At 35.0% G+C, this 19,410-nt stretch carries 24 protein-coding genes; all 24 read left to right on the forward strand.

All coding sequences use genetic code 11. The annotated features are described in order from the left end of the window. Nucleotides 1–42: 42 nt before the first annotated feature. The 24 genes from spoIIAA to E3U55_RS03750 all read left to right on the forward strand — a co-directional run bounded on the left by spoIIAA (nt 43) and on the right by E3U55_RS03750 (nt 19,304). Nucleotides 43–396 (forward strand): anti-sigma F factor antagonist, encoded by a 354-nt coding sequence (spoIIAA, locus tag E3U55_RS03635; protein ID WP_134338975.1) that lies wholly within the window; start codon nt 43–45, stop codon nt 394–396. After that, complete coding sequence (gene spoIIAB / locus E3U55_RS03640) at nt 393–836, forward strand: anti-sigma F factor (RefSeq protein ID WP_134338976.1); 444 nt, start codon at nt 393–395, stop codon at nt 834–836. The genes spoIIAA and spoIIAB overlap by 4 nt, the downstream gene beginning before the upstream one ends. A gap of 5 nt (nt 837–841) precedes the next feature. Then, complete coding sequence (gene sigF, locus E3U55_RS03645) at nt 842–1,591, forward strand: RNA polymerase sporulation sigma factor SigF (RefSeq protein ID WP_134338977.1); 750 nt, start codon at nt 842–844, stop codon at nt 1,589–1,591. A 131-nt stretch (nt 1,592–1,722) separates the two neighbouring features. Next, nucleotides 1,723–2,346 carry a stage V sporulation protein AA gene (locus tag E3U55_RS03650; RefSeq protein ID WP_228547463.1) on the forward strand — a complete coding sequence of 208 codons (624 nt, stop codon included), beginning with the start codon at nt 1,723–1,725 and terminating at the stop codon, nt 2,344–2,346. Further along, entirely contained in the window at nt 2,346–2,771 is a 426-nt protein-coding gene (locus E3U55_RS03655; protein WP_134338979.1) for a stage V sporulation protein AB, read from the forward strand. The genes E3U55_RS03650 and E3U55_RS03655 overlap by 1 nt, the downstream gene beginning before the upstream one ends. A gap of 5 nt (nt 2,772–2,776) precedes the next feature. Further along, entirely contained in the window at nt 2,777–3,229 is a 453-nt protein-coding gene (spoVAC, locus tag E3U55_RS03660) for a stage V sporulation protein AC (protein ID WP_134338980.1), read from the forward strand. A gap of 15 nt (nt 3,230–3,244) precedes the next feature. Then, the gene (gene spoVAD / locus E3U55_RS03665) at nt 3,245–4,252 is read left to right on the forward strand and encodes a stage V sporulation protein AD (RefSeq protein ID WP_134338981.1); all 1,008 of its coding nucleotides are present in this window, start codon (nt 3,245–3,247) and stop codon (nt 4,250–4,252) included. Between the two features lie 5 nt (nt 4,253–4,257). Beyond that, on the forward strand, nt 4,258–4,608 hold the full coding sequence (gene spoVAE, locus E3U55_RS03670; RefSeq protein ID WP_134338982.1) for a stage V sporulation protein AE: 351 nt from the start codon (nt 4,258–4,260) through the stop codon (nt 4,606–4,608). 6 nt (nt 4,609–4,614) lie between these two features. Further along, entirely contained in the window at nt 4,615–6,093 is a 1,479-nt protein-coding gene (locus E3U55_RS03675) for a spore germination protein (RefSeq protein ID WP_134338983.1), read from the forward strand. Between the two features lie 156 nt (nt 6,094–6,249). Next, entirely contained in the window at nt 6,250–7,527 is a 1,278-nt protein-coding gene (lysA, locus tag E3U55_RS03680) for a diaminopimelate decarboxylase (RefSeq protein ID WP_134338984.1), read from the forward strand. Nucleotides 7,528–7,539: 12 nt separating this feature from the next. Next, entirely contained in the window at nt 7,540–7,980 is a 441-nt protein-coding gene (locus tag E3U55_RS03685; RefSeq protein ID WP_407644093.1) for a peptidylprolyl isomerase, read from the forward strand. A gap of 162 nt (nt 7,981–8,142) precedes the next feature. Further along, a complete protein-coding gene (locus E3U55_RS03690; protein ID WP_134338986.1) occupies nt 8,143–8,490 on the forward strand; it encodes a GNAT family N-acetyltransferase in 348 nt (115 codons plus the stop codon). A 130-nt stretch (nt 8,491–8,620) separates the two neighbouring features. Next, nucleotides 8,621–9,361, forward strand: coding sequence for a segregation/condensation protein A (locus E3U55_RS03695; protein WP_134338987.1), 741 nt, complete (start codon nt 8,621–8,623; stop codon nt 9,359–9,361). Nucleotide 9,362: 1 nt separating this feature from the next. Beyond that, nucleotides 9,363–9,938 carry an SMC-Scp complex subunit ScpB gene (gene scpB, locus E3U55_RS03700; RefSeq protein ID WP_134338988.1) on the forward strand — a complete coding sequence of 192 codons (576 nt, stop codon included), beginning with the start codon at nt 9,363–9,365 and terminating at the stop codon, nt 9,936–9,938. Nucleotides 9,939–9,973: 35 nt separating this feature from the next. Continuing rightward, nucleotides 9,974–10,432 (forward strand): DUF3907 family protein, encoded by a 459-nt coding sequence (locus tag E3U55_RS03705; protein ID WP_194840812.1) that lies wholly within the window; start codon nt 9,974–9,976, stop codon nt 10,430–10,432. A 111-nt stretch (nt 10,433–10,543) separates the two neighbouring features. Beyond that, nucleotides 10,544–11,449: a D-alanyl-D-alanine carboxypeptidase family protein gene (locus E3U55_RS03710; RefSeq protein ID WP_134338990.1), complete on the forward strand. Its 906-nt coding sequence runs from the start codon at nt 10,544–10,546 to the stop codon at nt 11,447–11,449. Then, on the forward strand, nt 11,437–12,045 hold the full coding sequence (locus E3U55_RS03715) for a nucleoside recognition domain-containing protein (protein WP_134338991.1): 609 nt from the start codon (nt 11,437–11,439) through the stop codon (nt 12,043–12,045). The genes E3U55_RS03710 and E3U55_RS03715 overlap by 13 nt, the downstream gene beginning before the upstream one ends. Beyond that, nucleotides 12,026–12,550: a spore maturation protein gene (locus E3U55_RS03720; protein ID WP_134338992.1), complete on the forward strand. Its 525-nt coding sequence runs from the start codon at nt 12,026–12,028 to the stop codon at nt 12,548–12,550. Before E3U55_RS03715 ends, E3U55_RS03720 begins: the two co-directional genes overlap by 20 nt. 66 nt (nt 12,551–12,616) lie before the next feature. Next, nucleotides 12,617–13,357 (forward strand): pseudouridine synthase, encoded by a 741-nt coding sequence (locus tag E3U55_RS03725; protein WP_134338993.1) that lies wholly within the window; start codon nt 12,617–12,619, stop codon nt 13,355–13,357. A 57-nt stretch (nt 13,358–13,414) separates the two neighbouring features. Next, the gene (gene resA / locus E3U55_RS03730) at nt 13,415–13,963 is read left to right on the forward strand and encodes a thiol-disulfide oxidoreductase ResA (RefSeq protein ID WP_228547465.1); all 549 of its coding nucleotides are present in this window, start codon (nt 13,415–13,417) and stop codon (nt 13,961–13,963) included. 27 nt (nt 13,964–13,990) lie between these two features. Next, nucleotides 13,991–15,610, forward strand: coding sequence for a cytochrome c biogenesis protein ResB (gene resB / locus E3U55_RS03735; RefSeq protein ID WP_134338995.1), 1,620 nt, complete (start codon nt 13,991–13,993; stop codon nt 15,608–15,610). 19 nt (nt 15,611–15,629) lie between these two features. Then, nucleotides 15,630–16,817: a c-type cytochrome biogenesis protein CcsB gene (gene ccsB / locus E3U55_RS03740; protein WP_134338996.1), complete on the forward strand. Its 1,188-nt coding sequence runs from the start codon at nt 15,630–15,632 to the stop codon at nt 16,815–16,817. A gap of 25 nt (nt 16,818–16,842) precedes the next feature. After that, nucleotides 16,843–17,559 (forward strand): response regulator transcription factor, encoded by a 717-nt coding sequence (locus E3U55_RS03745; RefSeq protein WP_134338997.1) that lies wholly within the window; start codon nt 16,843–16,845, stop codon nt 17,557–17,559. After that, nucleotides 17,559–19,304, forward strand: a complete 1,746-nt coding sequence (locus E3U55_RS03750; RefSeq protein WP_134338998.1) for an ATP-binding protein — start codon at nt 17,559–17,561, stop codon at nt 19,302–19,304. The genes E3U55_RS03745 and E3U55_RS03750 overlap by 1 nt, the downstream gene beginning before the upstream one ends. Nucleotides 19,305–19,410 lie beyond the last annotated feature (106 nt).

The raw sequence follows: 19,410 nt of genomic DNA on the forward strand, positions 1-19,410 counted from the left end.
GACTCAATAGCTTAATTTCATTCAAGAAGGAGGAAGAAAGCGTTGAGTCTTATTTCACAATTTGAAAAAAGAGAAGATGTTTTATTAGTAAGGCTCATTGGTGAGTTAGATCACCATGAGGCAGAGAAGTTAAAGGAAGAATGGAAGCACCAGTTGCAGGATACGAGTATTAAGCATGTTGTCATTAATTTGGAGAAATTAGCTTTTATGGATTCGTCAGGTTTGGGGGTATTTTTAGGACGATATAAAGAAGTTAAACAATTAAATGGTGAGATGGTCGTATGTGCTTATAACGCATCCGTTAAGAGATTATTTGAACTATCAGGTTTATTTAAACTGGTTAGAACAGCTAATAATGAAGACGCTGCCCTGGAACGTCTGGGGGTGGCATCATGAATAATTACATGAAGGTTGATTTTGCAGCAAAAAGTGAAAATGAATCTTTTGCAAGAGTTGCAGTGGCATCATTTATTGCACAACTAGACCCGACAGTTGACGAATTAACTGAAATAAAAACTGTTGTTTCAGAGGCTGTAACAAATGCGATTATCCATGGTTATGAAGAGGATGAAAATGCGCTGGTAACATTAGAATGTCATATTAGAGACGGTGAGGTCGAGTTGAAAATCATGGACCAAGGCCGTGGCATTGAAAATGTAGATGAAGCAACACAACCTATGTTTACATCTAAACCTGAGTTAGAACGTTCAGGCATGGGCTTTACGATTATGGAGAACTTTATGGATGATATTACAGTAGATTCACAAATGAGTTATGGGACAACTGTCACAATGAGAAAGAAGTTCAATCAAAATGAAACTGCTTATCATGGGTGATGCCTATGAGCGGAAACGGTAAACTTAAAGAAGAGGCACTATCAACAGAGAAAGTCAGGGAATTGATTGAACAAAGTCAAGCGGGTGATGAATTAGCTAGAGATGAATTAGTTAAGAAAAATACTCGACTTGTGTGGTCAGTGGTCCAACGCTTTTTGAATCGAGGCTATGAACCCGATGATTTGTTTCAAATTGGATGTATTGGCCTCATAAAATCCATAGATAAGTTTGACCTATCGTATGATGTAAAGTTTTCTACTTATGCTGTACCGATGATCATAGGTGAAATCCAGCGTTTTATTCGAGATGATGGTTCGATTAAAGTCAGTCGCTCTTTAAAAGAACTCAACAATAAAATTAGGGGTAAAATGGATGAGTTCTCAAAAGCTCATGGCCGTTCTCCCTCGATAGTTGAAATAAGTGAAGAGTTAGAAATACCTAAAGAGGAAATTATCATGGCCTTAGAAGCTAATCAAAGCCCTCATTCTATTCATGAAACTGTCTTTGAGAATGAAGGAGATCCTATAACATTAATGGATCAAATAGCAGAAAAGGATTCAAGTTGGTTTGATCATATTGCTTTAAAAGAAGCTATACGTCAACTGGATTCAAGAGAGCGATTAATTATTTATTTGCGCTACTTTAAAGATCAAACTCAATCAGAAGTAGCAAAACGGTTAAATATATCACAAGTTCAAGTTTCGAGGCTTGAAAAAAATATTCTTGAACAAATGGGACACCTATTAAATAAGTGACTGAAAAGCTTTTGCCTTTGCGCAAAAGCTTTTTTATATGTCTTAAATACATTTTCAAATTAGTAATGTACATAATAACAATATAGAATGGTCTGTCAGTTAATTGAGCAAAATAAAGTTGGAGTTGATTAATGATGCAAAACGTGATTTATCTTCGACTTAAACCTAAACAAGTAGTTAAAAAAGGTCAGAAGATACTATTGAGTGACATTGCTTGGATTAGTACAAACGATGACACGGTAAAAAAGAAGCTTTCAACTCTATATTTGCACACAGTGACTAAGGAGGATCAAACCTATAAAGTATTTGATCTATTTACGATTATTAAAAGAATTCATACGTTATATCCAGAGTATGAAATTGAATCTGTTGGTGGTTCGCAAGCCATTCTCGTGATTTATCAGCCCAAGCCCAAAGTTTATCCACTGTATGTGGCATTTATATGGTGTCTTTTATTTGTAGGCGCTGCGATGGCCATAATGAATTTCCATTTTGATGTGAGTATGGAAGAAGTTCAATCTACTTTACATGAGATGATCTCAGATAAAAACGAAAATCGTAGCGTTTTGTGGTTACAAATACCTTATTCGATCGGGTTGGGTTTAGGTATGCTTTTATTTTTTAATCACTTTTTTAAGAAACGATTTAATGAAGAACCGAGTCCGTTAGAAGTTGAAATGTTTAATTATGATCAAGACCTCCATCATTATGTGTCTTTTAATGAAAATGAATTAAATAAAGAAGATGAGAAGTAATGTTGGAGATTATCAGTTATGGAATTGAGATATTCGTCGGATTAGCAGGTGGGCTGGCAGTAGGATCTGGTTTTGTTGCTTTCATTACTGTCTTGGGGATTATTCCAAGGTTGGTTCAATTAAGTAAATCGAAAAGTGCATTACAACTTTATGAATGGGCTGTTATTTTAGGTGCTCTGTTTGGGATTTTTATTTCGTTCACACATGTTTCTATAGATACTCCGATTGTTTTTGAAATGTTTTGGGGACTTCTACATGGAATTTTTATTGGTATGTTAGCTGCTGCATTAACAGAAGTCCTAAATGTCTTTCCTATTTTAGCTAAGCGTATTAAGTTAGCTGATCAGCTTGAAATATTAGTTTTAGCTATTGTTTTTGGCAAAATATTAGGCTCGATTTTTCAATGGGTGATTTATGTTAAATAAGGGTGATGAATGTGATAACAAAAGAAAACTACGCAAAAGAAATAAAAAAATATCAACCTAAACCAAAGCTATTCAAAAACTGCTTAAAGGCGTTTATTGTTGGGGGATTAATATGTGTTGTAGGTCAAGCTTTATCAGTCATGTATATTGAACTCTTTGGTTTTACAGAAAAATCAGCTGGTAACCCTACAGTTACGACCTTGATTTTAATTTCCGCGTTATTAACCGGATTTGGTGTTTATGATCGGTTAGGGCAGTTTGCTGGGGCAGGTTCAGCTGTTCCAGTTACTGGGTTTGCCAATTCCATAACGAGTGCAGCATTAGAACATAAAAGTGAAGGAATAGTTTTAGGTGTTGCAACAAATATGTTCAAGTTGGCAGGTTCAGTCATTGTATTTGGAACCATTTCAGCATATTTAGTCGGAATGATACGATATTTAGTTCAACAGTTCTTATAGTTTGAGGGTGAAAAAATGAAAACAGGTAAACAGTCATGGATGTATAATCAAGGTGTATTCGTACAAGCTTCTGCAGCTGTTACTGGACCAAAAGAATACCAAGGACCGCTTGGGCAAACATTTGATTATTCTTATGAGAATTTACATTGCGATGAGAAAAACTGGGAAAGTGCAGAACGTGCGTTATTAAAAAAATCAGTAGATATATGTATGAGTAAAACTAATATTAGAGAAGATGCCATTGATTTATTTATTAGTGGAGATTTATTAAACCAAAATGTTTCTTCAAACTATGTTGCAAGAGAGATTCCCAGTTCTTTCTTATGTGTGTTTGGCGCTTGTTCGACTTCAATGGAAGGCTTAGCAATTGGTGCATCATTAATTGATAGTGGAAATTGTAAAAACGTCTTAGCAAGTACCAGCAGTCATTATTCCACTGCAGAGAGACAGTTCCGCTATCCGACAGAATATGGGGGTCAAAAGCCTGATACAGCAACCTCAACCGTAACTGGTGCAGGTACCATATTAATTAATGGAGAAGCATCAGATATTCAAGTTGAAGGCGCAACTATTGGAAAGGTTATTGATTATGGAATGAGCGACCCCTTAGATATGGGATCTGCTATGGCGCCGGCAGCTGCAGATACAATTGTTCAGCACATGAAAGATTTTGGGAGAAAGCCAGAAGACTATGATCTTATTCTAACGGGTGATTTGTCGAGTGTCGGAACACCAATAGTCAAAAAAATGACTGAACAATCGGGATATGATATCGAGGGAGTTCACCGTGACTGCGGATTAATGATTTATCATTCCAATCAACAAGTATTTTCAGGTGGGAGTGGTTGTGCTTGTTCCGCAGTCGTAACTTATGGATATATATTGCAACAGTTAAAAAAGAATAATCTAAAAAAAGTCTTAATAATTGCAACCGGGGCGTTATTAAGTCCAACTGTAGTCCAACAAAAAGAAACGATTCCTTGTATTGCACATGCGGTCGTATTGAAAAGGGCGGATGCATAATGTTCATGGATTTCTTTTGGGCATTTGTCGTAGGTGGTTTGATATGTGTTATTGGTCAAATTTTATTGGATGTGTTTAAGTTAACGCCGGCACATGTGATGTCTTCATTTGTTGTTGCAGGCGCTGTATTAGACGGATTTAATTTATATGACAAGCTTATTGAGTTTGCAGGAGCTGGGGCAACCGTCCCAATAACAAGTTTTGGCCATTCCCTTTTACATGGTGCGATGGCACAAGCAGAAGAACATGGCTTCATAGGTATAGCAATCGGTATTTTTCAATTAACTTCAGCAGGTATTGCTTCGGCCATTTTATTTGGATTTTTGGTCGCTTTAATCTTTAAACCTAAAGGGTGATCATGTTTGAAAAATGAAAATAATGATTTAAAATTAAGCCCATCTATTCGAAAGAATCGTAAAGTCTTTGAAGAATTATTGGGAATTGGCGTTTCTTTTGATGTGGATTATCGAACACTAAAAATATTAGAAAAAGAAGTCGATATTTACTACATTACAGGGCTAAATGATAAAGATCACGTCAACGTTATAATCAAAGAATTATTAGAGTTAAATGAGGTTGAACACGCTAAAAGCAGTAAACGTAAAGTTCATGAGGTTATTGAGAATCGCATTGTTAATTACCAAGTTGAAGAAATGGATAAGTTTTATGATGCGAATACTCAAATAATGTCTGGATTAATTGTCATAGTTGTTGAAGGTTATGAGAAAGCTTTCGCTGTAGATGTTCGTAGTTATCCTGGACGGTCCCCGAGTGAACCTGATACAGAAAAAGTAGTGAGAGGGTCAAGGGATGGATATACAGAGAATATTATCGTTAATACTGGATTAACCAGACGACGGGTACGTGACGATAATTTACGTTTTGAATTACTCAGAATTGGTGAACGTTCCAGAACTGATGTAGCCATTGCTTACATTAAAGATGTCGCAGATCCAGGGCTTGTTCAACAAATAAGGAAAAAGCTAGAAGACGTTAAAGTTGATGGGTTATCCATGTCTGAAAAAACTCTAGAGGAATTCATAGTAGATCAGAAGGGTAATCCGTTCCCATTAGTTAGGTTTACAGAAAGACCAGATGTTGCTTCTGCTCATTTATTTGAAGGCCATGTAATTATTATTGTCGATACGTCACCAAGTGTAATCATCACACCAACAACCTTTTTCCATCATGTTCAACACGCAGAAGAGTATAGGCAATCACCTACTGTTGGTACATTTGTTCGTTGGGTTCGTTTCTTTGCCATCTTCTTTTCGATTTTCTTATTACCTTTATGGTTACTATTTGCGACTCATCCAGAGTTATTACCACCTGATTTTTCTTATATAGGTCCAAATGAAGAAGGTAATATCCCCATAATTGTTCAAATATTAATTGCAGATATAGGGGTAGAGTTCATGAGGATTGCAGCAATACACACGCCAACTGCTGTGTCGACTGCAATGGGATTGATTGCTGCTATATTGATTGGTGAAATTGCCATTAAAGTTGGGTTATTTACCCCTGAAATTATATTATATGTAGCGATCAGCGCAATGGGGGCTTACGCAACGCCGAGTTATGAATTGAGTGTTGCAAACAAACTGGCGAGGCTCAGTATTGTATTGGGTACAGCATTTTTTGGCGTACCTGGATTGGTCATAGGGTTTACGCTATACATTTTGTTCTTAACAAAGACTATATCATTAAATACGCCGTATTTTTGGCCAGTTATCCCGTTCAACGCAAGAGCATTGTATAATATAATATTTAGATTACCTGTTCCACTTGATAAAGTTAGACCAAGTATAGTGCATCCGCAAGATGACAAACGTAATAATTAATTATTGATAGAATGGTCAGCATGTGATAAAGTTTATGCTATAATTTTTATGAAACATAACTAATCGCATATTTAATACTTGTTATTCAAGAACTAATTATTGGATAACAAGTATTATTTTATGTATAGTTCATTTATTCGTTGAGAAGGTGTTTATATGGACAATCAGTACTTACATATTGGTGGTATTAATGTAAAAGAGCTAGTACATAAATATGGGACACCATTATTTGTATACGACGTTAACCAAATTAGAAATAACGCAAGGGCATTTACTGAAACCTTCAAAAGCTTGGACGTTAATTATCAAGTTGCATATGCCAGTAAAGCATTTTCTTCCATAGCGATGCTTCAAGTGGCAAAACAAGAAGGGCTCAGTTTAGATGTAGTATCTCAAGGTGAACTTTATACAGCGATTCAAGCAGGTTTTCCAGCCGAAAAAATTCACATGCATGGTAACAATAAAAGTATTGATGAATTAGAGATGGCCATAGAGCAAAATATCGGTTGTATTGTAGTCGATAATTTTTATGAAATTGAACTGCTTGAATATCTGGTAGAAAAGTACAATCAACCAGTGAATGTGTTACTAAGAATCACACCTGGTATTGAAGCACATACACATGACTATATCTTAACTGGGCAAGAAGATTCCAAATTTGGTTTCGATATATCCAGTCAACAAGCAAGTAAGGCCTTAAAATCGCTTATTAATCATAAGAAAATTCATGTTCAAGGTGTGCATTGTCATATTGGATCTCAAATATTTGAGACTCAAGGTTTTGTGATGGCGATTAGAAAGATATATGATATGCTTAGTCAGTGGAATGAAGAGTTTAATTATCAAGCTGAAGTTGTTAATTTAGGTGGTGGCTTCGGAATTAAGTATACCGAAGAGGATCAACCACTTCCTTTAAATGAATATGTCGTTTCTTTAGTTAATACGGTTAAAGAGCAGGCAGAAAAACATGATTTAAAAGTACCTGAAATTTGGATTGAACCTGGGCGTTCAATTGTAGGAGAAGCAGGTACGACCATTTATACCATTGGTTCAATTAAAGAATTACCGAATGTGCGTAAATATATATCTGTAGATGGGGGAATGACGGATAATATTCGTCCGGCTTTATATCAGGCTAAGTATGATGCTCAAGTCGCGAATAAGTTAAATGAACCCATTAGAGAAACAGTATCTATAGCAGGGAAATGCTGCGAATCTGGAGATATGTTAATCTGGGATTTAGAAGTACCTGAGGTTGAAAGTGGTGACTTGCTTGCTGTACACTCTACAGGGGCTTATGGCTATTCAATGGCTAACCACTACAACCGTTTCCCAAAAGCAGCTGTAGTTTTTGTTGAAGATGGTGTAGATCGTTTAGTTGTGAAACGTGAATCATATCAAGATTTAACTATAAATGATTTATCATACGAATAAATATTTTAGGAGATGATTATAGTGAAAGAAGCAACAATCCAATTTGAGAACGGTGAACAAATCGTTATTGACTTATTTGAAGAAGATGCGCCAAATACTGTAAAAAATTTCACGGATTTAGCAGAAAAAGGTTTTTACGATGGTTTAACGTTTCATCGTGTAATTCCTAACTTTGTTATTCAAGGTGGCTGCCCTAAAGGTGATGGAACTGGTGGCCCTGGTTATACCATTAAATGTGAAACTGAAGGTAACCCGCACAAACACCAAAGAGGTACGTTATCTATGGCCCATGCAGGAAAAGATACTGGTGGTAGTCAATTCTTTATTTGCCATGCACCACAGCCACATTTAGACGGTGTGCACACAGTATTCGGTCAAGTTAAAGATGGAGTTGAAGTCGTTGATCGTGTACGTCCTGGTGATGTGATGAATAAAATTACCGTTAATAAATAAGGGTTTGGATTTTATATATATACTCTAATATGGTCCTCTAAATCATAATTAACATGTCATTTGACAAATACAATAAAACAATTAAAGTATATATTGTATATTAGATAGCCAAAACGGCTATAACTTTATTAAATTTAAGAGTATCATTTAAGAGGGGTTTTTATGCTTATTAAATATAAAAAAAGTTTTGAGAAGATTGCAATGGGTCTATTATCTTTCATGCCGGAAGAAAAAGAAGTTAAGAAATTGCAATCTACTATTAAAGCTTATGAGACGAATGATAATTGGCGTTTATTTCTTTGGAAAGAAGAAGATGTACTAGGAGCTATTGGAGTTCGTGTGGATGATGATCAGAAGATGATTGTTCAACATATTAGTGTTACTCCATCCCACCGAAACCAAGGAATTGGCAAGAAGATGGTTATGGCTCTTAAAGAACAATTCTCCGATGAATTTATTATTTGTGCCAATGAAAAAACGGAAAACTTTGTAAATACTTGCGAAGAATAATAATTATCCTGCTAGTTAATTAAACTAGTGGGATAATTTTGTTTTTACGTCAGACTATATTTCTTTTTTGTTCATTATTTGATAAAATTTGAGTGAGACAGTTGAGACGAACGGCGAAATGAGTGAGTTTATGGGACAAACAGTATACGAAGTGAAACTAGATACTTTTGAAGGTCCGTTAGATCTACTATTACATCTAATTAATCAGTATGAGATTGATATCTATGAGGTACCATTAAGGGAAATTACTGATCAATATCTAAATTACATTCATACTATGCAAGAATTACACCTGGATGTAGCCAGTGAGTATTTAGTAATGGCTGCAACCCTTTTAGCCATTAAAAGTCAAATGCTATTACCTAAACAGGAATTAGATGACGTTGAAGATGAATATGAAGAAGATCCAAGAGAAGAACTCATTCAACGATTAATAGAATATAGAAAATATAAAGAAGCGTCAGTAGAATTAAAAGAGCGTGAATCAGAGGCAAATCAGATTTTCACCCGTGAACCAGCCGATTTGTCTGAATATGAAAATCAAATAAAAGTGACAAAGAGTGAGGACTTAACAGTTGTAGATTTAGCACAAGCCTTCCAAAAAGTATTAAGAAGGAAAAAGTTATTAGAGCCTATGGAAACAACTATTCAACGACAGGAAATTTCAATAGATGAACGAATGGACCAGGTTATTGATCAATTACAACAAACAAATGGTAAACGAAAGTTTGAAGAGCTCTTCCCATACCGAGAAAAATTTGAAATCGTCGCAACGTTTTTAGCTCTTTTAGAATTAATGAAAGCCGTTAAGATTGCGTGTTATCAAATAAGTAATTTTGAGGATATTATGGTTGAGCTCATGGAGGTTTAACATGGAATTAAAGCAACTAAAAGGGGTTTTGGAAGGTTTATTATTTGTTTCAGGTGATGAGGGCCTTTCGACCAAACAAATTAAAGACGTTTTATCAGTAGATTTGGAAACGGTCCATGTTTTATTAGAAGAACTGAAATTTGATTACGAACATAATCAAAGGGGTTTATCTATACTAGAACAAAAGGAGGTTTTCTATCTAACTACGAAATCCGAACATGCATTGTACTATGAAAAAATGAAGGAAACCACTGTTTCATCCAGATTATCACAAGCCGCTCTTGAGACTTTAGCTATTATTGCTTATCAGCAACCTATAACTAAGGTTGAAGTTGAAGATATTAGAGGAGTGAAGAGTGATGGGCCTGTCCAGACTTTAGTATCCAGATTTTTAATAGAAGAATGCGGAAGAAAAGAAACGAGTGGCCGTCCAATCCTTTACCAGACGACTAAAGAATTCTTAACGTTTTTCGGATTATCATCGTTAGAAGACTTACCCCCTTTACCCGAAGACGATTTTAATGATGCCGTCCAAGAGGCAGATTTATTCTTTAATGATTTAAAAACACAAAACTAGGTTATATGACTTCTAAGGAGGACTATTTAAAACAAATGGATACCCACCTTTACTCTCAAGCAGAGTCTATAAACGACCAATTAAAATTAATTGAAACAGAACTGCATGAATTTTTGGATTTTTCAAGTATAGATAAACTGATCAATTTAAATAAACATATTGATATTGAATACGTTCAAGCTATCTTCAGAGAGTTTCGTTATTTAGCTGTCTATTGTGGAGAAGGTAGAAACGCCATTGATAAGTTAATTCAATCAAAGAATGTTGAGCAGGATATTGTTGATCGCGTTTATAAAGGAATATATCGAAAGTGCGTCCTTGAATTTTTCTCACCTAAAGATGAAGTATGGTATGAAGACAGTAGAGCGTCATATCGTAATAAATGTTCTATTGATTTTCAAACTGATCCGAGTGATCCCATCGTTCAAACAATGGAAAAAATAGAACCATACTTTCACAAATTAAGAGAAGACTTAGACTATCTGGAATGTTAACAAAGAGTTGGGTTTATTAACCCGGCTCTTTTTTTATTCATACAAAATGGACAAACTCATATATTGAATATTAGATATTAGTATTTAAGTTCTCAAGTGAGGAGTCCTTTCATGAAAAAATTAATAATAGTTGTATTAATTGCTTGTATGTTATGTTCTATAACCACTATTCAGTATAAAACTGAAGCGGCACCAGGAGTATCTGCTTCTAATGCTGTAGTTTTAGATATGGATACGAATGAGATTTTATTTGAAAAACAAGCACACGAATCTCGAAATATAGCAAGTATAACAAAAATCATGACTGCCATCGTAGCTTTAGAACACGGAGAATTAGATGATCAAGTGTTGATTACACCGAATGCAGCTCATAAGGAAGGTTCTTCAATTTATACCAAAGCTGGAGATATTTATTCTTTAGAAGATTTAATTTATGGACTGTTGTTACGTTCAGGAAATGATGCTGCTACTGCAATTGCTGAACATATAGCAGGAAGTGAAAAAGGGTTTGCTTTTTTAATGAATCAAAAAGCAAGATGGATTGGAATGAACGATAGCTCCTTTCAAAACCCGCATGGTTTAGATGAAGAAGGTCATTATTCTTCAGCATATGATATGGCGTTACTGACAAGCTATGCCATGAATACGAATAAAACTTTTAGGAAAATGTTTGGAACAAAAAAACACTTATCAGAAAATATTGATTATCACTGGTTTAATAAGAATAAGCTCCTAATGACAAATGAGTATTGTACAGGTGGTAAAACTGGTTTTACTAAGAGTGCAGGGCGCACATTAGTAACGACTGCTGAACTTGATGGAAAAAGAGTCGTTGTTGTGACATTAAATGCTTCAAGTGACTGGAGCGATCATCGAGCATTATACGATTATGGTTTTGAGCAATTAATAGAGAAAGATGAAGAACTAGGAGAAGGCTTTTTTGAATTTCCTGCTTTCTTTAAGTCATATTTTGATGTATTCAACAAAATGCACGGAGTTACAGAATGGTCCACATAATTTGGGTAGGTATGGCAGCGGTAGGTATTGTTTATGCGATGTTTAATGGAACAATTGAAGAAGTAAATAAGGTTATCTTTGAAAGTGCAAATGATGCTGTATTTCTAACCATTAGCCTGATTAGCATTTTAGTATTTTGGTTGGGATTAATGCGTATTGCTGAAGAAGCGGGTCTACTTATTAAACTAGCCGAATTGTTTAAGCCTATCTTTAAACGATTGTTCCCTGATATACCGCCAGACCATCCGGCAATGGGGTACATCCTATCAAATTTTTCAGCTAATATTTTTGGGTTAGGAAATGCGGCCACACCGCTGGGTATAAAAGCAATGAACGAATTAAAAAAGTTAAATAATGACCAAGATGATGCCTCGCGTTCAATGATCACATTATTAGCCCTAAATACGTCAAGTGTAACGTTAATTCCAACGACCATTATAGCCATCCGGATGCAATATGATTCCATCGGGCCAACCGATATTGTTATATCTACTATTTTTGCAACAATTATTTCTACAATAGGTGCTATTTTAATTGATCGATATTTTTATTATCGACGAAAAGGGAGATTAGAATATGATACTTCAATTGAGTAATTATATTATCCCGTTCATTATATTGTTTGTTTTGTTATATGGTACGTATAAAAGAGTTCCAACTTATGAAAAATTCGTTGAAGGAGGTAAGGAAGGAGTGACACTCGCCATTTCCTTACTTCCTTTTTTATTAGGGATGATTGTTTCAATTAGTATATTTAGGGCTTCTGGTGCAATGGATGCGTTCGTTGGACTACTAACACCGCTATTAACAATTATTCATGTACCGCCAGATATTGTGCCATTAGCTTTAACAAGACCCATATCAGGCACTGCATCTTTAGGTATTGCAACCGATATAATAAAAACAGAAGGACCTGATTCCTATTTAGGGAAATTAGCTTCTACGATGCAAGGCAGTACAGACACAACATTATATGTATTAACCGTCTATTTTGGAGCAGTGGGTATTAAAAAAATGGGGGACGCGCTTAAAGTTGGACTGATAGCTGATTTTATTGGTATAATAGCATCGTTAGTCATATGTTACTTAATGTTCGGATAATAGAAACAAAAGGGGGAGCGTTAACTAAGGTTAACGCTCTTATCTTGTATTGAAGGGTGATAAATTATGAATCAAAAAGAGAGACTGCAAAAGGTGATCGCAAAAAGTGGTTATACATCAAGAAGAAAAGCTGAAGGTTTAATTACAGAAGGAAGAGTTAAAGTTAATCATAAAAAAGTAACTGAATTAGGAACAAAGGTTGGACCGAATGATGTCGTTGAAGTAGATGGGATTCCATTGGAAAAAGAAGAGCCTATTTATATCATGCTTTATAAACCACGAGGCGTTATTTCAAGTGTAAGTGATGATCGTGGAAGAAAAGTAGTCGGTGATTTAATTAGTGAAGATATAGAAGAAAGACTATTTCCGGTTGGACGCCTGGATTATGACACTTCAGGGTTAATTCTATTAACGAATGACGGTGAATTTTCTCAAAAACTTATTCATCCGAAATATAAAATCAATAAAGTTTATATTGTAAAAGTTGAAGGGATTCCTAATAAAGAGGATCTTAAGGCATTAAAAAAGGGCGTTCACCATGAGGGTGAATATTTAAAATGTGTGAACAGCCGAATTGTTAAAACAGATGCGAAAAAAGGCAAAAGTATTTTAGAATTAACGTTACAAGAAGGAAAAAATCGTCAGGTACGCCGTATGCTTGAGGCATTAGGTTATAAAGTTGATAAATTAAAACGTGAACGCTTTGGCCCATTAACATTAGGTAATTTAAATCCGGGTGATTATCGCGAGTTAACACCACATGAAGTTAAACAGCTTTTAGAATTAGCAGAAAAAAATGTTAAATAATGTTCAAACATGCTTTATGTGACCTGAATTGTCAGTGTTATAATGGGCAGTGAAGGAGTGTTCCAGTTGTTTAAGAATAAAAAAGTCCGCTTAATATTTCGTACAGTAGTATTGACCGCTTTAATCGCAGCTACTATTGCTGTGATATATCTAAATTCTTTAAAGGATAATCCGGTGCTAGCTGAAGGGGATGACGCTCCTAACTTTATGCTAGAACGCTTAGATAGTAATGAAGTTATTGAATTAGATCAGTTAAAAGGAAAAGGTGTAATGATCAACTTCTGGGCTACATATTGTGAACCTTGTAAAAAAGAGATGCCTTATATGGAAGAACTTTATAAGGAGTATCAAGATAAAGGTATCGAAATTGTAGCAGTTAGTGTTGATAAAAACAGAATGGTTATTGAGAACTTTTATAACCGTTTTGACCTGTCTTTTCCTTTAGTACATGATAAAAAAGGAACCATTATGGAATTATATCAAGTTCAACCTTTACCAACTTCATTTTTCATTAATCCTGATGGAACAATTGAACGAGTGGTGAAAGGCCCATTAACATTAGATCGTTTAGAAACTTATTTTAAAGAAATATTACCTAAGAATTAAAACAGAGAGTAACCGTGAGGGATTTTTATGAAAAAAGTAAAATGTGAATGTGGTCATATAAACCATGAGGGAACTGTTTTATGTGAAGCATGTGGTAAGCCTATTGAAGAAAACCAACACATCGATAATAATGATAAAAACAAATTACTAAACATGAGATATGACGGAAGTGCAAGGCGGTCCCAAACTAAAAAAAGAACTATTGTTGACAAAACATGGGCCTTCTTTTCTTCAGTTAAAGTGGGTGTGTGGTTGATTGCATTAACATTAATCGCAGCGGCCCTCGGGACGCTTTACCCGCAGGAACAATTTAAGCAGTCACGATTACCATCTAGCCAATTTTATGAACAAGAGTATGGAATAACGGGTAAAATATTCTATCAATTAGGGTTTCATAATTTATATAGTTCATGGTGGTTTATCACATTAGTTGCTTTAATAGGTATTTCACTTGTTATTTGTTCTATTGATCGTGTTATACCATTACATAGAGCACTAAAGAATCAAAAACCTAAGCGCCATGAAATCTTTGTGAAGAGACAGAGATTCTTTAGTGAAACAGAAGGTGTAAGTGATAAAGATCGAGAAATGTTAATTCAAAATTTAAAGAATAGACGATATAAAGTAAGAGAAGAAGATGGGCATATTCTGGCAGAAAAAAATCGTTTTTCAAGGTGGGGACCTTATGTTAACCATATTGGCTTAATTATCATTTTAGTAGCCAGTATATTAAGAATGTTTGACTTCATGCATACAGAAGATTATGTCTGGGTGCGTGAAGGTGAAACTAAAGTTGTCCCAACAACTGATCAACAATATTATATTAAAAATGAAAAGTTCATTTATGAAGTTTACGATCGTAATGATGAAAGATTTCAGGAAGCATTAAAAAATGAAGAGTTTGATGTGCCTAGTAATTTTCAGACAAACGCAGTTGTCTATAAGGTGAAAGAAGAAGTCATTCCTGGTCAAGAACCTGAACTAGAAGAAGTAACTCGCGGTGAAATACGATTAAACCATCCACTAAAGTTTGATGGATATAGTGCTTATCAGTCGGGAACACAGTTAAGAAGTGAATACGAAACAATTTCATTTAGCATTAAGAACAGCGATGGCCAAGATGTAGGTGACTTTAATTTCAAACCAAATGTTGATAAACGTAAATACGAATTGAAAGATGGTTATAATGTTGTTGTAACCGATTATTACCCACAGTTCGAAATAACTGAAGAAGGTCCTTCATCTTCATCAAAATTTCCACGTAATCCAGGAATTATTTTTGAAGTAAATGGACCGAATGGTCATAGCGAACGATACTTTTATTTAAATGAAGATATAGTGGCTTTATCCGAAGACCAACAGTTTAATGTGAATTTAGAGGATACAAAGCTAATTACAGCATCTGGTCTAACTATTAAGAAAGATTTTTCTTTACCAGTATTTTTAGTAGGTGCCATCATATTTATGATTGGCGTCGCTCAAGGTCTTTACTGGCATCATCGTCGGGTGTGGTTGCATCCAACAGGTAATAAGGTGCTATTTGCAGGACATACCAACAAAAACTGGTATGGATTGAAGAACGAAATTGAGCAAGCATTGGAGGGCACCAATATTAATATGGTTAATGATCAACAGGAGAAATTTTAGTTAAGAAGGAGGGGACGTCATGGACTTATATACGATAAGCAGTAATTTCTTATTTGCTGCATTTATCTTATACCTAATTGGGACACTGTTTTTTGGAGCCACAATTGGGCAAAAACGACAACAAAACATCAAGTCTAAGTCATCTAAGATTGCAATATCAATCACGATATTAGGTTTTACTGCGCATTTAAGTTACTTTATCATTAGGTGGTTTGCTTCAGGACATGCACCTGTTAGTAATATGTTTGAATTTATTGCGTTTTTTGGGATGATGCTTATTTTAGGTTTCATCATCATTTATTTTATTTATCGTGAAACTGTACTTGGTTTATTTGCATTACCTATTGCGATTTTAATCATTGGATACGGGAGTATGTTTCCTAGAGAAATTTCACCTTTAGTTCCATCTTTGCAGTCTTATTGGTTAAAAATTCATGTAACGACTGCCGCGACTGGAGAGGCTATTTTATCTATTAGTTTTGTGGCTGGTCTAGTATACTTAATAGCAAAAGTTGATCAAACCGTTCGCTCAAAACATACGACTTGGCTTGAAATTGTAATGTTCTTTATATTTGCAACTGCAGCATTTATTATTGTTACAACTACTTTTGAAGCGATGAATTACCAATCTGTATTTACCCAGGAGCTTAATGAGAGCGTTCGTGATATTGAATATCATTTACCAGCACTAATTGAACCAAACAGTTCAGAGTTAAAAACAGAAGGAGCCTTTAGCACTGGGTTAGAGGCACCTGAGTGGATGCGTGGAGATGAAGCAGGGTCTAAACTTAACACGTTAATTTGGTCATTATTAGCAGGCTTTGTCTTATATGGTTTAACTCGTTTAATTTTAAGAAAACGTGTGGCAGCTGCCATTCAACCTAAATTGTCTAGAATTAATTTAGATAAAATAGATGAAATTATTTACCGTTCAGTTGCTATTGGCTTTCCAGTATTTACGTTAGGTGCTTTAATATTTGCCTCAATTTGGGCTCAGGAAGCATGGGGACGTTTCTGGGGCTGGGATCCTAAAGAAGTTTGGGCTCTAGTAACTTGGTTATTCTATGCAGCGTTTTTACACCTTCGTTTAGGTGCAGGTTGGCACGGCGAAAAATCAGCATGGTTAGCTGTAATAGGTTTCACAATCATCATGATAAATCTCATTGTAGTAAATCTTATTTTAGCTGGCTTACATTCATATGCATAATTCTATGTAGAAGGAGTTGTCTTGCATGTCAGAACAAGCAAAGATCTTAGTTGTTGATGACGAAGAACGAATTCGTCGATTATTAAAGTTATATTTAGAGAGAGAAGATTTCGAAATTGAAGAGGCTGAAGACGGAGAACAAGCTCTTCAAAAAGCATTGGAGACTGACTTTGATTTAATTTTATTAGACTTAATGCTTCCAGAAATGGATGGCGTAGAGGTATGCACCAAACTACGAGAGCGTAAGGCAACACCAGTGATTATGTTAACAGCAAAAGGAGAAGAATCTAATAGAGTTCAGGGTTTCGAGGTAGGCGCAGATGATTATATTGTTAAACCATTTAGTCCTAGGGAAGTTGTTCTAAGGGTCAAAGCCTTATTAAGAAGAGCATCTTCAACTAAATACCTGAAAACTGATACTGATTCACATGATGTTATTGTTTATCCTCATTTAACTATTGATAAGGACGCTCATAGGGTTATTGCTGATGGCGTTCAAGTAAACTTAACGCCTAAAGAGTATGAGTTACTTTATTATTTAGCCAAAACACCTGATAAAGTTTTCGATCGTGAAGAACTATTAAAAGAAGTTTGGGAATATGAATTTTTTGGAGATTTAAGAACTGTAGATACGCATGTGAAGCGATTAAGAGAAAAATTAAGCAAAGTGTCTGAAGATGCTGCGAGTATGATTGTTACCGTTTGGGGCATCGGTTATAAATTTGAGGTTATTGATTCATAATGCTTTGGCGAAGTGTAGTCTTTAAACTTTGGCTAACTATAATTCTTTTAGTAGCCTTTGTTTTAATGATTTTAACCGTATTATTACTAGAATTCTTTGAGAATTATTATGTGGAAGAAGCCGAAAAAAATTTAATGAATCAGGCGGAAAACGTATCTGTTGTCATTGATGAACATGAGGAAAAGACTTTAACAATGGATACCATTGATCAATTATTAGCACCTCAAACCCGGGTGACTGTATTCTTTAATGAACATCAGTATTGGCAAAACGAATTTGATGAAGCTCAAATACCTGCTATTGAACCAAGCTGGTTCGTAGGAAATGATCAAATTAATGAAGTTTTTAACTCTCAACAACCTGTTAAAAAGATAACAGATATACCAAATAGTAATTCTGAAATCATAATTGTTGGTGTGCCAACTGTCGATGAACAAGGTGCTATCTACATTTACCAATCATTAGATGTTGTAGCAGAGACAACGACCAAAGCAACGCGTTTAATTTTGCTCGCTGCTACAATTGCAATTATTCTAACGACTATTTTTGCTTTCTTTTTATCCAGTCGTATTACAGCTCCGCTAATCAAAATGCGTAAGGTAGCCGGAGAACTGTCTCGAGGGGAGTTTCAAACGAAAGTCCCTGTGTTGACACATGATGAAATTGGTGAATTGGCGATTTCATTTAATCGTATGAGAAGACAATTGAACTACCATATTACAGCGTTAAATCAAGAGAAATCTCAGTTGTCAAGCATTTTAAAATCTATGGCTGATGGAGTTATAACAGTTAACAATCAATTAGGAGTTATGTTAATTAATCCACCAGCAGAGCAATTTCTGGCTCAGTTAAACTTTGAAGACATCGATCATGACTTTTCTTTACCTTTGGATTTAAGAGATGATTTTAAATATGTAATAGAGAATGAAGAAGAGTTTACAAAAGAGGTTGTAGCCCAAGGTCGAAATTTTGTTTTAGTCTTAACACCTTTATATATTGAAGGTAAAGCTCGTGGAGCAGTAGGCATCATTCGTGATATGACTGAAGAAAGACAATTAGATAAGTTACGTAAAGACTTTTTAGCGAACGTCTCACATGAATTAAGAACCCCAATATCAATGATGCAAGGTTATTCTGAAGCAATCGTCGATGATATTGCTGAATCGAAAGAAGAAAAACAAGAGCTAGCAAGAATTATTTATGATGAATCTTTAAGAATGGGCAGATTAGTTAATGAATTACTTGATTTAGCTCGAATGGAAGCAGGGCATATCAGTATTCAGAAAGAGCCCGTTTCAGTTAAGCCTTATGTTGAACGCATTATAAAGAAATTCCATACAATTATGGAAGAACAGAACATTAAATTAGAGAAAAAGATTCCTATAGATTTAACTTATTCATTTGACCCAGATCGAATTGAACAAGTATTAACTAATTTAATTGATAACGCGTTAAGACATACACCTAAAGACGGTAAGTTATCTGTAATTATTGAAGAGGTTAATCAAGAAATGTTCGTGCATATTCAAGATAATGGATCTGGAATACCAGAAGAAGACTTGCCATTTATCTTTGAACGCTTTTATAAGAGTGATAAAGCAAGAACACGCAATGGTAAGAAAAAAGGAACCGGCCTAGGGTTATCTATTGCTAAACATATTGTTGAAGCCCATGGGGGAACGATTTATGCCAAAAGTAAAGAAAGTGAAGGTACAACTTTTATATTTACTATTCCTTTGAAATAACCTTTCAATTGAACCGCATTATAGATAGCTCTTAGAAGTTGTCTATAATGCTTTTTTTGACTTTTGAATTCATATGATAGAATATATTTTGTTGTAACTTTTTTTA

The organism is Filobacillus milosensis (genome assembly GCF_004402015.1).
GTDB classification, from domain to species: Bacteria; Bacillota; Bacilli; order Bacillales; family Alkalibacillaceae; genus Filobacillus; species Filobacillus milosensis.